The sequence below is a fragment of the Pseudomonas sp. PB3P13 genome (genome assembly GCF_054897735.1).
Genome location: NZ_CM142702.1, coordinates 1,459,624 through 1,474,395 on the forward strand (window position 1 = coordinate 1,459,624; position 14,772 = coordinate 1,474,395).

Sequence of the window (14,772 nt, forward strand, 5' to 3'; positions counted from 1 at the left end):
TATTCCTGAAGCGGGTCTTAGTGGGTCGGCCCGAGAAAGGCCAGCCATCGGCGTTCGGCGAGGCGAAACAGGCCGACCAGCGCAAAGGTAATGGTCAGGTAGATCAGTGCGGCGATACCAAAAGACTGAAACGTCAGGAAGGTTGCCGAGTTGGCGTCCCGCGCGACTTTCAGAACGTCCGGAATGGTTGCGGTGAACGCCACAGTGGTCGAATGCAGCATCAGGATCACTTCGTTGCTGTAATAAGGCAACGAGCGACGCAGGGCGGACGGCATGATCACGTAGGCATACAGCTTCCAGCCTTTAAGACCATAAGCCTTGGCCGCCTCGACTTCACCGTGGTTCATGTTGCGAATCGCCCCGGCGAAAATTTCCGTGGTGTAGGCGCAGGTGTTGAGGGCGAAGGCCAGGATCGTGCAGTTCATCGCATCGCGAAAGAACGCATCGAGTATCGGCTGCTCACGCACGGCTGCCAGGCTATAGATACCGGTGTAGCAGATCAGCAGCTGAATATAGAGCGGCGTACCGCGAAACAGGTAGGTGTAGAACTGCACCGGCCAGCGAACGTAGAAATGCGGCGAGACGCGGGCGATGGACAGCGGAATCGACACCACAAAGCCGATCAGGATCGAGATGCTCAGCAGCCACATCGTCATGGCCAGGCCGGTGATGTTGTAGCCGTCGCTATAAAGGAAGGGTTTCCAGTATTCCTGCAGGAGTTCGATCATCGTACCGCCTCCCGGGAACCGGCGGCATAACGGCGTTCGAGCCAGCGCAAAATGAAGTTGGACGCACTGGTGATCAGCAGGTAGATCAATGCAGCGAGCACCAGAAAGTAGAACAGTTGATAAGTGCTTTTGCCGGCGTCCTGAGCCGCTTTGACCAGATCGGCCAGGCCGATGATCGACACCAGCGCGGTGGCCTTGAGCATCACCATCCAGTTATTGCCAATGCCCGGCAGGGCGAATCGCATCATTTGCGGAAACACGATGATCCAGAAGCGCTGACCGCGCTTGAGGCCATAGGCCGTGGCTGCTTCGACCTGACCCCGTGGAACCGCAAGGATCGCGCCGCGGAAGGTTTCGGTGAAGTACGCACCATAGATGAAGCCCAGGGTCAGCACGCCGGCACTGAACGGGTTGATCTCGATGTATTCCCATTCCATGAAATCGGTGAAGGTGGTCAGCCAGGTTTGCAGGCTGTAGAAAATCAACAGCATCAGCACCAGGTCCGGCACCCCGCGAATCAGCGTGGTGTAGAGCTGCGCCGGCAAACGCACGAGTTTGACTTTGGACAGTTTGGCACTGGCGCCCAGCAGGCCGAGCAACACGGCCACCAGCAGCGACAACGCCGATAATTTGATGGTCATCCAGGTGCCTTGCATCAGCAGCGGGCCAAAGCCCTGCAAGCTGAAAGCGGAGAGCCCCAGATTTTCCAGGAGGTTTTCGAACATGGGAACAGCAACCTGATCAGGAGAAAAAAGCGCCCATCAGACGATGGGCGCCGGGGCATTATTTGCCGCTGTAGAGATTCAGATCGCCGAAGTGTTTCTTCTGGATGGTGGCGTAGGTGCCATCATCATGTAACGCTTTGATACCTTTATCCAAAAGTGCTTTGAGTTCGGTGTTACCTTTACGGATGCCGATCGCGGTTTTCGATGGCAGCAACTCGCTGTCCACCGGCTGGCTGACTTCGTAGCCATCACCTTTTGGCGACTTCAAAAAGCCCAGTTCGGCTTGCAGCATGTCCTGGATGGCGGCGTCGAGACGACCCGACGTCAGGTCCGAATACACCTGATCCTGGTTCTGATAGGCCTGGGTTTTCACTCCGGCCTTGTCCAGCACAGCCTTGGCGTAGGCTTCCTGAATGGTGCCTTGCTCGTAGCCGACGGTCTTGCCTTTCAGCGAAGCGGGGTCCGCGCTCAGGCCGGAACCTTTCTTGAACACGTAAGCGGTAGGGCCGGAGAACAACTCATTGGAGAAGTCGATGACTTTTTCGCGGGCCGGGGTGACGGTCATCGAGGAGATCACGCCGTCGAATTTATTGGCCTTGAGGCCAGGAATCATGCCGTCGAAATCGCTTTCGACCCATTTGCATTTGACCTTCAGTTCGGCGCAGATCGCATTCCCCAGATCGATGTCGAAACCTACCAGGTTGCCGTCAGCCGCTTTCGACTCGAATGGCGCGTAGGACGGGTCAACACCAAAACGCAGTTCCTTGTATTCCTTGGCCAGCGCGGAGCCGGCGGCCACGCACAATGCCAGTGCAGAAAGGGTCAGCAATGCTTTTTTCATTATTCAATCCCTAAGAACCAATATGAGCGCTTGTGGCGCAGAATTATTGTTACTGCAAAGCGTAAGGCCCGTTGAAGGTAGCAATTTCCGAACCAGAGTCCCGAACGAGTGTTTTAAAAGGTGATTCAAGAAGTGGCAAGTAGAAAAAGGTGCCTCGGAACAATCGCGGGGAAATTGCTGCACCAAATGAGTTCAGGGCCGCCGAGATTTCCTGTGGGAGCGAGCCTGCTCGCGATTGTGGTGTATCAGCGATATGTGCGCCGCCTGTCACACCGCTATCGCGAGCAAGCTCGCTCCCACAGGGGATAGGTTCAACTTAGAAGCTCTTGCAGCGTCGCAAGGTTGTCGGCTTCCTCGACAGTCTTGTCCTGGCGCCAGCGCAACATTCGCGGGAAGCGCACCGCAATCCCGCTTTTATGCCGCTTGGACAGGGCGATCCCTTCAAAGCCCAACTCGAATACCAGGCTGGGCTTGACACTGCTGACCGGTCCGAATTTTTCCACCGTCGTCTTGCGCACGATGCTGTCGACCTGACGCATCTCGGCATCGGTCAGCCCGGAATAGGCCTTGGCGAAAGGCACCAGCGTACGTTCGCTGGATTCGGGCGGGCCGTCCCACACGGCGAAGGTGTAATCGCTGTAAAGACTGGCCCGTCGACCGTGGCCGCGCTGGGCATAGATCAGCACTGCATCGACGCTGAACGGGTCGACCTTCCATTTCCACCAAACCCCCATGTCCTTGGTGCGGCCAACGCCGTACAGGGAGTCGCGAGCTTTGAGCATCATGCCTTCAACGCCCAGGCTGCGTGACGCTTCGCGCTGTCGTGCGAGGTCGAGCCAGTCTTCGCCGGCAAGCACGGGCGAGGGCAGCAGCACCGGGTTGGCGCAGTCGGCGATGACCTGGTCCAGTTGGACACGACGCGTGGCCTGGGGCTGATTGCGCCAGTCTTCACCTTGCCATTCCAGCAAGTCGTAGCCGAGCACAACAACGGGTACATCTTCGAGGATTTTTTTGCCCAAGGTCTTGCGGCCGATACGCTGTTGCAGCAAAGCGAAGGGTTGCACGCAAGGCACAGTCGGCGCCTGCGGGTCGAAAGCGTCTTCGGTGTTCGGCGTTGGCGCTTTCCAGACGACAATTTCGCCGTCAATCACCGTGCCGTCCGGCAGGCAGTGGACCAGGCTGTCGAGCTCCGGAAAGCGCTCGGTCACCAGCTCTTCACCCCGCGACCAGACCCACAGCCGACCGTCGCGTTTGACCACTTGCGCGCGAATCCCGTCCCACTTCCACTCCACTTGCCAATCGCTGGCCGGGCCGAGCAACGCTTCGAATTGTTCAACCGGCTGCGAGAGTGCGTGAGCCAGAAAAAACGGATACGGCTGGCCGCCTCGCTGGGCATGTTCGTCGGGCGATTGCGCAGCGATCAACTTGAGATAACTGGCCGCGCTCGGACGGTTCGACAGGTCGGTGTAACCCACCAGTCGCTGCGCCACACGTTTACTGTCGAGCTGAGCCATGGACGCCAACGCGCGGGTCACGAGCAATTTGGAAACGCCTACGCGGAAGCTGCCGGTGATCAATTTGATGCACAACATCAGACTGTGACGGTCCAGCTGCGCCCATAACTCTGGCAGTCGTTCGCCCAATACTTCGGGAGATTGGCCGCGCAAGGGCAGCAGTTTTTCTTCGATCCACGTCGCCAGGCCGTCGGTGGAACTGTGCAGCGCCTCGGGCAGCACCAGCGAAATGGTCTCCGCCAGATCGCCGACCGCCTGATAACTTTCCTCGAACAGCCAGGTCGAGAGTCCGGAATATTCCACGGCCAGTTCACGCAGGATTTTGGCCGGCACCAGTTGCCGTGGGCGTCCGCCAGATAAAAAGTACACGGCCCATGCGGCATCTTCGGGCTCGGCCTGGGCGAAGTAGCGCTGCATTGCCGCCAGTTTTGCGTTGCTGGAAGTCGTCGCGTCGAGGTCGGCGTACAGCTCGGCGAAGGCCTTCATGCCTGAACCTCCGCGTTCGCGGCGTCGGCGACTGCACTTTCTTCTTCGTCATCGCCGTATTCGGTGTTGAAGCCTTGAGCATCGAGCCCTTTTTCGCGCAGGTGCCGCACCAGCACGCCGATCGAGCCGTGGGTGACCATGACGCGTTCAGCGCCGGTCTGCTCGATGGCCCACAGCAGGCCCGGCCAGTCGGCGTGGTCGGATAAAACGAAACCACGGTCGACGCCGCGCCGACGCCGGGTGCCGCGCAAGCGCATCCAGCCGCTGGCGAAGGCGTCGCTGTAATCACCAAACCGTCGCATCCACGTGCTGCCGCCCGCAGAGGGGGGCGCGATGACCAAGGCTTTGCGCATCATCGGGTCAGTCTTTTTGACCTCGCCCGCGTAAATCGTCGGCGGGATATGAATGCCGCCCTCGCGATAGACCCGGTTCAGCGGCTCGACGGCGCCGTGAGACAGGATCGGCCCGATGCTGGCGTCGATGCCGTGGAGAATCCGCTGGGCCTTGCCGAACGAATAGCAGAACAGCACGCTCGCCTTATCGACGGCCGCGTTGGTTTGCCACCATTGATTGATTTCGTCGAACACTTGCGCCTGGGGTTGCCAGCGGTAGATCGGCAGGCCGAAGGTCGATTCTGTGATGAAGGTGTGGCAGCGCACCGGCTCGAACGGTGCGCAGGTGCCGTCGGGCTCGATCTTGTAATCGCCGGAGGCGACCCAGACTTCACCACCGTATTCCAGTCGCACCTGGGCTGAACCGAGCACGTGGCCGGCGGGATGGAAACTCAAGGTGACGCCGTGGTGCAGCAACCGTTCGCCATAGGGCAGGGTTTGCAGGTTGATATCCTGACCGAGTCGCGAGCGCAGGATCCCCTCGCCGGGTGCGGCTGCGAGGTAGTGCTGGTTACCGCCCCGGGCGTGGTCGCCGTGGGCGTGGGTGATCACCGAACGCTCGACCGGGCGCCACGGGTCGATATAGAAATCTCCGGCGGGGCAATACAAACCTTCGGGGCGCGCGATAACAAGATCCATGGGCTGACCAAATGGATGGATTTGTTAGGTATGAGGCAGTGGCGAGGGGAGAAGTTCTATCGAGATATCTGCAGCGTGGCGCAGTCCTTGTGGGAGCCAGCCTGCTGGCGATGGCGGCGTGTCATTCACCAAAAAAGTGTCAGACAGTTCCTCATCGCTAGCAGGCTAGCTCCCACAGTAGGGTGGATTACTTGCCGGGCGTCAGCGTCAAGCGCTTGGTGCCGTAAGCCTTGTCGAAGTTCTGCGGCTGCATCGGCAAGCTCATGTACTTGCCCTTGAGCCACGGATCAACGCTATCGAGGTAATTGGGGCTGGCAGGATTATCCGATTGCCCCGTGCCGTTCTGCCCCATCAGCGGCTCGGCCTGGCCGAAGTCGACGATGAACCGTGTGGCCGGTGCCAACGTGGTGTTGAAGTCCTGACCCCAGGCAAACGCAGCGGTATTGAGCGTCGTGTGATCTCCCCCTGCCGCAAGCGGACCGCGCACGGTCTGGCCACTGCTGTTTTTCCATTCGTAGCGATGCAGTTTGCCCCACTGCCAGGCTCTGTGATCGCTGCCCGATTGGCTGTCGCCAGCGGTGATCGCTGCCGAGAGGGCGCGTGCGAGGATCGCCGGTTTGTCCTCTTTTTGCGGCGTGCGCAGGTCATCCCAGAAAGGACTGTCTTCGCGACTGAGCAAGTGATCGGCCTGTGGGGAGTAGGACAATTCCCCATTAGCGATAAACGCTTTCAACGCCGGGCCGTTTTCCGGACCCAATTCGTCGAAGAATGTCTGCCGCGCGCTTTCCTGCAGGAACAACTCATAAATCGCCGCATCGGCCGATGTCGACGCCAGTTTGCCATCGAACGCCATCAAGCGACCCAACGCCTCGCGAGCCTTGGCCTGATCGGCTGTCGGCAACGCTTCGATGGCCTGTTTCAGCGGTTGCGCCATGCCCGGCGCGGCAAACATTTTCTTCAGTTTGGCAGCGAACGTGGTGGTCTGATCGTACTGCATGGCGATCACGCTGCGGGTGTCGTGTTTCCCCGCACCGGCCAGTTCCGCCAGGCGTTCGCCACGTTCCGGCGCCGACCAGGAATTGGACAGCTGCATACCGTAGCCATCGGGAATGACCCGCTGATTGGCGGTGCCTAACCAGCCCTGGGCCGGATCCTGATCGTAGGGATGCAGCATCGGATCGGCATAACCGTCCCAATCGTAACGACCTTCCCAGCCCGGCGATGGCAGCAGGCCTTCGCCTTCCCGACGATTCGGGTAGCGACCGGTGACTTGCCAGCCAATGTTGCTGGCGTCGGCGAAAATCAGGTTCAGGGTCATGGCGCGGATTTCACGGCTGGCGTCCGAGGCTTTCTCGACGTTCTGGGCCCGGGACAGGTCGAAAAATGCGTCCAGCGATTTGTCATCGGTAAAGTTTGGCGTTTGCAGGGCCAAGCCAAGGCTGTTGCCGAGCGCGGTGCCCTGGGCACTGTTGAGCAGCGGACCGTGGCGGGTTTCATACACCGCTTCGCGAATCGAGCGCTGACCTTTGACGAAATAGGTTTCGTTGCGCACGATCACCGGCTGCCATTTACCGTTCGCCTCGTAGGACAAGCCGCTGCCCTGGCGTCGGATTTTTTCAAGAAACAGGTCCTGGTTATCGCCCATGACCGAGGTCATGCTCCACGCCATTTTGCCGTTGAAACCGCCCAGCACCATCGGCAACCCGGCGATGGTGACGCCGGAAGCCTGATATTTCGGCGCGCGGATATGCACATAACTGAACAACGACGGCACGCTCAACGGCCCATGGCTGTCGCTGGCCAGCAGACTTTTGCCACTGCGGCTGCGTTGCGGGGAGATTGCCCAGTTGTTCGATGAAGTGGCGCCCAGCAAATTCAGGTCCGCCAGTTGCCCGGTGGCTTTGCTGATTTGCGCAAGACCGGCAATCGCGCCGTTGAGCTTGATGCCCTGGAGTTTCGCGGCTTCTGCGACCGGCAGTTTTTCATCCGGCGCAGACGGCGCCAGCCAGGCGAGTTTGTCGGTGGAAACCGTCTGCGCGAGCACCAGCAACGAAATCTCTTCAGGCAAGTTCGCCGATTGGCTGAAATTGAGCAGGCAGAAGATCAGCGCTGAATCTTCCGGCTTCCAGTATTCGGGTTGGTAACCGGTGGCCGCGAGGTCGACCGGGAGTTTGTCGCGATAGCGGAACAGATAGGCATTGACGCCGCGAGCATAAACTTCGAAGAAACGCTTGAGACGCGGCGATGAGGCCTTGTAGAGCTCAGCCGCGTTTTTTTTCAGATTGACTGCGCGCATGTAGCGGTCGGCATCGAGCAGGTCCGCGCCATACATCTCCGACAAACGACCCTGAGCCAACAGGCGCAGGGTGGCCATTTGCGTCATGCGGTCGGTGGCGTGCACGTAACCGAGCGCAAACAGCGCGTCGTGAAAGTTGCTGCTTTCGATCAACGGCATGCCCATGGCGTTGCGGCGCACCGAGACGTTTTGCGCCAGACCTTTAAGCGGCTGTACGCCAATGGTGGGCGGGAGGGTGTCCTGAGTGTTCCAGGTCTGACAACCGGTCAGGCTCAAAACACCGGCCACTGCTGCGGCAACGCCGAACCGGGGGATAAAATGTAAGAGGGCTGGCGAGGCCATGGCGAAGCTCCTGCGGGGGTAAAGTCGCGATAAAGCCGCTACGTTAGAGAGCAGGAGGTGGCCGCGCAAGCGGGGTATGGAGTTATTTCAGGATTTGTCACCTGTGGCGAGGGGGCCTGCCCCCGCTGAAGTGCGCAGCACTTCCCCTCCAGATTCCGCGTTCACTCACGAACGCGGTGTCTGAATGACGACTGCGTTGCAGTCGAACGGGGGCAAGCCCTAATGCCAGTCAGTTAAGGAATTGACTTGCCCGCCCAGCAGTAATAGAAACGGGTTTATGTTTTTATGAGTCCGCTTCATGTCCCTGCAAAACGCCCTTCAAGAAGTTACCAAACTCAATCCGATCTCTTTCGAACGCTTCGCGCAATTGATCGATCCCCTGTGGATCGAGCAAGCGCTGGCTTCGACCGGAACTGTTTCCCTGCGCCGCAGACGCCTGCCGGCCGAGCGCATTGTCTGGTTGGTGGTGGGGTTGGCCTTGTTCAAGAACGAGCCGATTTGGCTCATCGTGCAGCAGCTGGGACTGGCTTTGGGCGAAGCAAAGGTGCCTGTGCCTAGCGCCGCAGTCCAGGCCCGGCAACGGCTTGGATCAGAGCCTCTGGCGGCACTGTTTAAGCAATTGGCAGAGTCATGGGGCGGTGCTGAGCAGCCAGCTTCGGCTGGCTTTTTAGGGTTACGCAGCTTTGCGGTAGACGGCGTGGTGTGGTCTACCCCCGACACACCGGAAAACCGCCAAGCCTTCGGTGGCGGGCGGACTCACTCGGGAGACGGAGCCTGGCCACAAGTGCGCGGTGTTTGCCTGATGGATACCTATAGTCACTTGATTCGGGACGCCTGTTTTGGCGAGTTTTCGGTCGGCGAACTTCGCCATGCCAAAGGTCTTGAGAAATCGGTAAGCGATCACTCGGTGACGATTTTTGACCGTGCCTACTACTCGGCAGCGCTCTTGCTTGACTGGCAGCAAAGCGGAACCGAACGGCACTGGCTCATGCGGGCACGCAAACCGCTTAAATACGAGGTGATCAAAGAGTTGGGCGCCGGTGATTGGCTTGTGCGACTGACTGTTTCCAGAGATGCACTCAAGCAACGTCCCGACCTTCCTAGCCATTGGCAGGCACGACTGATTGAGTACTCGATAGACGACAAACCCCGCCGCTATCTCACCTCGTTGATCGATGCCGAACGTTACCCTGCCCATCAGGTGGCAGGGCACTACAACGAACGCTGGGAAATCGAATTGGGTTACCGCGAGATCAAGCAAAACCTGCTCAAAGGAGAGCAATTGCGCAGTAAACAGCCTGATCTGGTGCGCCAAGAACTGTGGGGAGCTCTGCTGGCCTACAACCTGATCCGCCAGGAGATGCGCTTGATGGCTGAAGAAATAAAGGTGGTACCACAACGTTTGAGCTTTCTCTGGTTGGCTCAAGCGGTCAGCAACGCGCTGCGTTTCTGCCCGCTTGAAACGCCAGGTACGATCCCTAAACGACTGGCAGAGCTGAGAGTCCAGGCTCAACACTTCATGCTACCTGCCAGACGACAGCGAAGTTACCCAAGGGTGGTCAAGCCTAGACCAGTCAAATATCCCAAAAAGAAGGCTGGAGGGCTTAACTGACTGGCATTAGGGCAAGCCCCCTCGCCACAGAAGCCCTCCCACAGCAAGCCCCCTCGCCACAGAAGCCCTTCCACAGCAAGCCCCCCTCACCGCAGGTGGGTAATGGGCTCAGGATTTTGGTGGGTTGACCTTGGCCACGAGCTCATACGCCTTCACCGTCGCCGGACGATTCTGGATGTGATTGAACCAGCGCAGAACATTCGGAAAATCCTCAAGGTTCTGGCTCTGCCACTTGTGGGAAACGATCCACGGGTAAATCGCCATGTCGGCAATGCTGTATTCACTGCCGGCGACAAATTCACTGTTGGCCAGTTGCTTGTCGAGCACCCCGTAAAGCCGCGCCGTCTCGTCGATGTAGCGCTTGATCGCGTAAGGGATTTTCTCCGGCGCGAATCGACTGAAGTGATGATTCTGCCCGGCCATCGGCCCCAGCCCGCCCATTTGCCAGAACAACCATTGCAACGCTTGCTGACGACCGCGCAAATCTTTGGGCAGGAACTGACCGGTTTTTTCGGCGAGGTATAAAAGGATCGCGCCCGATTCGAACAGCGCCAACGGCTCGCCGCCGTCAACCGGCTGATGATCGACGATGGCCGGGATTTTGTTGTTCGGCGAGATCTTCAAAAAATCGGGTTTGAATTGGTCGTTCTGGCTGATGTTGATCGGGTGGACGGTGTAGGGCAGGTCGGCTTCTTCCAGGAAAATCGAGATTTTGTGGCCGTTAGGGGTGGTCCAGTAATACAGGTCGATCATGAAATACTCCAATCAAGAGACGTCGGTATGTGCGGACAGCAAACGTCGGCATCAGGTCGTCCTGTTTGCCTTGCCTGTAGGAGGAGGTGATGCTGAAGTGCGAGAAATTCAATGACCCCGCGTGAGAAAAGTCGGCATGGAGCTTCAGACGAATGCAGCACTGATCATCATTGATCAACAAAAAGGCATCCTTCACCCTCGACTGGGTCGCCGAAACAATCCACAGGCCGAAGAGCGAATTCTGCAATTGCTGGCCTTTTGGCGGCTAACCGGGCGACCGGTGATTCATGTGCAACACCTGTCCCGTTCGCCGGACTCGGTGTTCTGGCCGGGGCAATCGGGGGTTGAGTTTCAGCAGCGATTTCTGCCACTGGCCGGTGAACAGCTGATCCGCAAACAGGTACCCGATGCATTTTGTGCGACCGGGCTGGAAGTTACTTTGCGCGAGGCGAGGATCGAACAGTTGGTGATCGTCGGCGTCGCGACCCACAACTCGGTGGAGTCGACCGCGCGCTCTGCCGGGAATCTGGGGTTTGCCACGTGGGTGGTGGACGATGCGTGTTTTACGTTCGACAAGGCCGATTATTTCGGCAACCTGCACTCCGCTGAAGTGGTGCACGCCATGTCGCTGGGGAACCTGCAGGGCGAGTACGCCAGCGTCATCAGCTGCGCAGAAATTCTGAAGCCCAGGTGAAATCCCTGTGGGAGCGAGCTCGCGATGGCTTTAGTGCCTGCCACCTCTACGGTGCATGTGCGCGCCTCTTCGCGGGCAAGCCTCGCTCCCACACATTCTGTTGCGCGCGAAGCTGCCCGCGTAAGCGATTCAACGGGTGCAGACAACCTCCGCCTGGAGCCTCAAGCGCCGTGGCACTTCTTGAATTTCTTGCCATTGCCGCAGGGGCACGGGTCGTTACGGCCGACGTCTTTCAAAGCGTTGCGCACCGGTTCCTGGTGAGCGTGGCCGCAGTTTGGGCCGTGCACATGGCCATGGTCGTGGTGGTCGTGATGGTCATGGTCATGGTTGCAGTCAGGGCCATGCACGTGGGGTTGCTGGGTCATCGGTTTTGCTCCGGAATAAAATCGGCGGGGATTATCACGCCATTACGCGCCAGGTGCACGTAGTGTGCGATGAATAAGCCGGTTTCCATTTCGCCTTCCAGACGATAGGGAATGGGCTGGTCCGATTTTTCCAGCATTTTCACCAACTCACGCACTTTGGGCCACAGGTTGGTACGGATCGGTACCTTGAAATAGGCACTGCGCTTTGGACCGACCGTAAACCAGTGTTCATGTTCGCCTTCGGTCAGCAGGACAGTGCCCAGATGAATGCGGTATTCCAGGCCTCGCACGGTCAGGTCGCTGTCATCGGGATTGTCGACGCGAAAATGCAGCAGAAAACGTTGCTGCATCAATTTGGCCTGAACGACTTCGACCCTGACAAGATGCACTTGCGGCTCCGGTCGATCGTCGTCAAACCATGAGGCGCAGCCGCTGAGCCCGAGCGTCAGGAACAGAGTGAATAAATAGCGTGCGAGTCGCCGGGTGATCATGGTTGTGTCTCCCTTGAACCCCCAGTTTAGACCTGAAAGATCGCAGCCTTCGGCAGCTCCTGCAGGGTTTACCTAAACGCCGAAATACCCCGCGCAGCACTTCTTGAATTTTTGCCCGCTGGCACAAGGGCAGGCGTCATTGCGCCCCGCTTTGAGCTGCACGGTTGGGTCGATGAAGTACCAGCGGCCGCTGTTCTGTACAAATGAAGAACGTTCGCGGTGGCTGTGTTCGCCGCTGCCGTCGTGCCAGCGCGCGGTGAAGGTCACGAAGGCATGTTCCGGCTGGCCGCCCAACACTTCGGAGCTTTCCACCTCAAGGCCCAACCAGGTGCTGCGGGCGCTCCAGTCGCTGATCGACTGACGGTCCAGCCCGGTCTGTTGCGCCGGCAGGGTGGTCGCCACCAGATAGTCGACCAGCCCCAGCACATAGGCGCTGTAGCGCGAGCGCATCAACGCTTCGGCGCAGGGCGCGGGGTGCCCGGCATGATAATGGCCACAGCAGGCGTCCAGCAGGGTGCCGCTTCCGCAGGGGCAAATGGTTGTACTCATGGCATTACCACCAATATTTCCCGAAGTTTTCCGGATTGGCCCAGAAGCGTGAATTGAGCCAGTCGGGTACCTGTTTGTAATCCAGCAAATCGTAGGTGAACAGGGTCAGCACCTGATCGTCGCGCTGAAAACGTTCACTGGCTTGCAGCGCCAGGGAGAAAAAATCAGTCTCCTGCCAGCCGCTCGCCGCCAGATCCGCCAACACTGCAATGCGACTGGCATTGAGATTACGGATCCCGCCCAATAAATTCAGGCCATCGCGTTTGGGCAAATGTTCCAGGCAATCGACGGCCAGCGCCAGGTCAAACCGGCGTGCAGCCAGCTCGGCGGGCAGCGGGCCGGGTGGGGCATGCGCAACACAGGTGTCCGGGTGTGCAAGCTTGAACGCCTCGAGCGCGGGGAACTCGCTGGCGCCAATCAGTAGCAATTGCGCCGGGGCATAACGATCCAGCAAAGCGGCTACAGCCTGCTGCGGCGTGCGCGGAGAAATACCTGCAGTCATCGAAGATCCTCAATCAGTCTCCCAAGACTAGCCTGCCGGAAGGTCCAGACATAGAGCCATCTCGCGGCAAAAGGGTCGATCAACCGCAAACGCGGGGCTAATGCGCGGTGAGCCTAGTGCTGGCGGAGATTAAAACTCGGGTCTTTACTCCCTGAATCGGTTTCAAGCCGATCCTTCAGGAGATAACTAGATGAGCATAATTCGGACAGCATTACCCTTGGTTCTGCTAACCAGTGTGTTGACTGGTTGCGCAGGTTTGCAGAAAACCGACTGGCCGACCTGTGCGGCGGTCGGTGGCGTCATCGGTGCGGGCCTTGGCGCGACCGAGGCTTCGTCATGGGCAGGTTATGGCGCACTGCTGGTCGGCGGTACTGCAGCGGCCTATTGCTGGGTTCACGGGGATGCGGATGAAGACGGCGATGGTGTGCCGGACAGTCGCGACAAGTGCCCGGGTACGCCGAAGGGCGTGCAGGTCGATGCCGATGGTTGCCCTCCACCCGTCCCTGCACCTGTGGTCGAAGAGGTGGTTGTGGTTGAGGAAGAAACCATTGTCATCCGCGATGTTCACTTCCAGTTCGACAAAGCCACCCTCACGCCTTCTGACAAGGAAGTACTCAACACCATCGCTACTCGCCTGAAACAGGAAGCCGCCAGTGCCCAGTTGACCGTTGTCGGTCATACCGACAGTGTTGGCAGCGACACCTATAACCAGCGCCTGTCGGACAAACGTGCGCACTCGGTGGTCGACTACCTCGTACAGAGCGGCGTGCCGCGCGCGAGCTTCGTTTCTGTGGCCGGTGCCGGTGAAAGCCAGCCAGTGGCGGATAACAAAACCGCTGAGGGCCGCGCGATGAACCGTCGCACGGAGATCAAGATCAAGCGTTGAGCCCCTCGCAGTCCGCGGCTTGTATAGTCGCGGATGCCGGGCTTTAATCCTGTGTAACCGGCATTGGCCGGTAACACAGGAGTTTTTAAACATGAGCGTTCGTACGAGGACCGTCTTGCCGGTTCTGCTATTTGGCAGCTTGTTGACCGGTTGCGCTACTCACAGCAATGGCACCGCCCCCCTCAATCAACGTACCTGGCCGGTTTGCAGTGTGATCGGCGGCCTGGTCGGTGGAGGCTTGGGTGCACTGCAAAGTGGGGGCTGGGCGGCCGGCGGAGCAGCGCTTGGTATTGTCACCGGAGGATTGATCTGTTTCGCCCAGGATGGCGACGAAGATGACGACGGCGTATTCGACCGGCGCGACCGCTGCCCTGACACACCGGCCAACACACCTGTCGAACACCATGGTTGTCCGCTGCCGCAATACCCGGCCAGCGTGAAACCCGAACCTGCACCTGCACCTGTCGAAGTCGTGACTTTGAGCGATGCGAACGACGTTCTGTTCGCCTTCAACAAAGCCGACGTCACGGCCTCAACCCGCAGCGAACTCGATTCCTTGATGGCGAAATTGCAAACCGCCGATGTGGTGAGCATCAAGGTGATTGGTCACACCGACAGCGTCGGCAGCGACGCTTACAATCAGGGACTCTCGGAACGTCGCGCCAGCAGTGTGGCCGGCTATCTGTTGAGCCAGGGCCTGGCGCCGAACAAACTCACCAGCGAAGGACGCGGTGAAAGTGAGCCGGTGGCCGACAACGACACCGATGAAGGTCGCGCGCAAAATCGTCGCGTGGAACTGCACATCAACCGCTGAGCCGTGTGATAGAGCCGTCGAGCAGTCATGATGGCTGCTGCGACGGCCATTCGGCGGCCTTCATGAAGAATTTTCGTTGCCCTCTGGCTTATCCCGCGTGGAAGCCGGTACTGTGCGCGCAAAGAATAATTCTCCACGGAGGA

General features: G+C 59.0%; 15 protein-coding genes. 4 read left to right on the plus strand and 11 right to left on the minus strand.

Annotated features, from left to right (window positions below):
- Positions 1–17 precede the first annotated feature (17 nt).
- The 6 genes from ACYZT1_RS06500 to ACYZT1_RS06525 form a co-directional block, all read right to left on the minus strand.
- Positions 18–728: an ABC transporter permease gene (locus ACYZT1_RS06500; RefSeq protein WP_462018199.1), complete on the minus strand. Its 711-nt coding sequence runs from the start codon at positions 726–728 to the stop codon at positions 18–20.
- On the minus strand, positions 725–1,453 hold the full coding sequence (locus tag ACYZT1_RS06505; protein WP_462018200.1) for an ABC transporter permease: 729 nt from the start codon (positions 1,451–1,453) through the stop codon (positions 725–727). The genes ACYZT1_RS06500 and ACYZT1_RS06505 overlap by 4 nt, the downstream gene beginning before the upstream one ends.
- A 58-nt stretch (positions 1,454–1,511) precedes the next feature.
- Complete coding sequence (locus ACYZT1_RS06510; protein WP_462018201.1) at positions 1,512–2,294, minus strand: transporter substrate-binding domain-containing protein; 783 nt, start codon at positions 2,292–2,294, stop codon at positions 1,512–1,514.
- A gap of 311 nt (positions 2,295–2,605) precedes the next feature.
- Positions 2,606–4,294 carry an ATP-dependent DNA ligase gene (locus tag ACYZT1_RS06515; RefSeq protein ID WP_462018202.1) on the minus strand — a complete coding sequence of 563 codons (1,689 nt, stop codon included), beginning with the start codon at positions 4,292–4,294 and terminating at the stop codon, positions 2,606–2,608.
- On the minus strand, positions 4,291–5,325 hold the full coding sequence (locus ACYZT1_RS06520) for a ligase-associated DNA damage response exonuclease (RefSeq protein ID WP_462018203.1): 1,035 nt from the start codon (positions 5,323–5,325) through the stop codon (positions 4,291–4,293). The genes ACYZT1_RS06515 and ACYZT1_RS06520 overlap by 4 nt, the downstream gene beginning before the upstream one ends.
- Positions 5,326–5,512: 187 nt before the next feature.
- Positions 5,513–7,963 (minus strand): penicillin acylase family protein, encoded by a 2,451-nt coding sequence (locus ACYZT1_RS06525; RefSeq protein ID WP_462018204.1) that lies wholly within the window; start codon positions 7,961–7,963, stop codon positions 5,513–5,515.
- 298 nt (positions 7,964–8,261) lie between these two features.
- On the opposite strand from ACYZT1_RS06525, the gene ACYZT1_RS06530 reads away from it, so the two are divergent.
- On the plus strand, positions 8,262–9,575 hold the full coding sequence (locus ACYZT1_RS06530) for an IS4 family transposase (protein ID WP_462015893.1): 1,314 nt from the start codon (positions 8,262–8,264) through the stop codon (positions 9,573–9,575).
- 108 nt (positions 9,576–9,683) lie between these two features.
- Here ACYZT1_RS06530 and ACYZT1_RS06535 read toward each other — a convergent pair whose 3' ends face one another.
- The gene (locus tag ACYZT1_RS06535; RefSeq protein WP_462018205.1) at positions 9,684–10,328 is read right to left on the minus strand and encodes a glutathione S-transferase N-terminal domain-containing protein; all 645 of its coding nucleotides are present in this window, start codon (positions 10,326–10,328) and stop codon (positions 9,684–9,686) included.
- A 136-nt stretch (positions 10,329–10,464) separates the two neighbouring features.
- On the opposite strand from ACYZT1_RS06535, the gene ACYZT1_RS06540 reads away from it, so the two are divergent.
- Positions 10,465–11,022 (plus strand): cysteine hydrolase family protein, encoded by a 558-nt coding sequence (locus ACYZT1_RS06540; protein WP_462018206.1) that lies wholly within the window; start codon positions 10,465–10,467, stop codon positions 11,020–11,022.
- A gap of 161 nt (positions 11,023–11,183) precedes the next feature.
- On the opposite strand, the gene ACYZT1_RS06545 is transcribed toward ACYZT1_RS06540, so the two are convergent.
- The 4 genes from ACYZT1_RS06545 to ACYZT1_RS06560 form a co-directional block, all read right to left on the minus strand.
- Positions 11,184–11,387, minus strand: a complete 204-nt coding sequence (locus ACYZT1_RS06545) for an SEC-C metal-binding domain-containing protein (protein ID WP_038979222.1) — start codon at positions 11,385–11,387, stop codon at positions 11,184–11,186.
- A complete protein-coding gene (locus ACYZT1_RS06550; protein WP_462018207.1) occupies positions 11,384–11,878 on the minus strand; it encodes an LEA/WHy family protein in 495 nt (164 codons plus the stop codon). The genes ACYZT1_RS06545 and ACYZT1_RS06550 overlap by 4 nt, the downstream gene beginning before the upstream one ends.
- 72 nt (positions 11,879–11,950) lie before the next feature.
- Positions 11,951–12,427 (minus strand): YchJ family protein, encoded by a 477-nt coding sequence (locus tag ACYZT1_RS06555; protein WP_462018208.1) that lies wholly within the window; start codon positions 12,425–12,427, stop codon positions 11,951–11,953.
- Between the two features lie 4 nt (positions 12,428–12,431).
- Complete coding sequence (locus ACYZT1_RS06560; protein WP_462018209.1) at positions 12,432–12,929, minus strand: DUF6231 family protein; 498 nt, start codon at positions 12,927–12,929, stop codon at positions 12,432–12,434.
- A gap of 190 nt (positions 12,930–13,119) precedes the next feature.
- On the opposite strand from ACYZT1_RS06560, the gene ACYZT1_RS06565 reads away from it, so the two are divergent.
- Positions 13,120–13,815, plus strand: coding sequence for an OmpA family protein (locus ACYZT1_RS06565; protein WP_462018210.1), 696 nt, complete (start codon positions 13,120–13,122; stop codon positions 13,813–13,815).
- A gap of 91 nt (positions 13,816–13,906) precedes the next feature.
- Entirely contained in the window at positions 13,907–14,629 is a 723-nt protein-coding gene (locus ACYZT1_RS06570) for an OmpA family protein (protein WP_462018211.1), read from the plus strand.
- Positions 14,630–14,772: the final 143 nt, after the last annotated feature.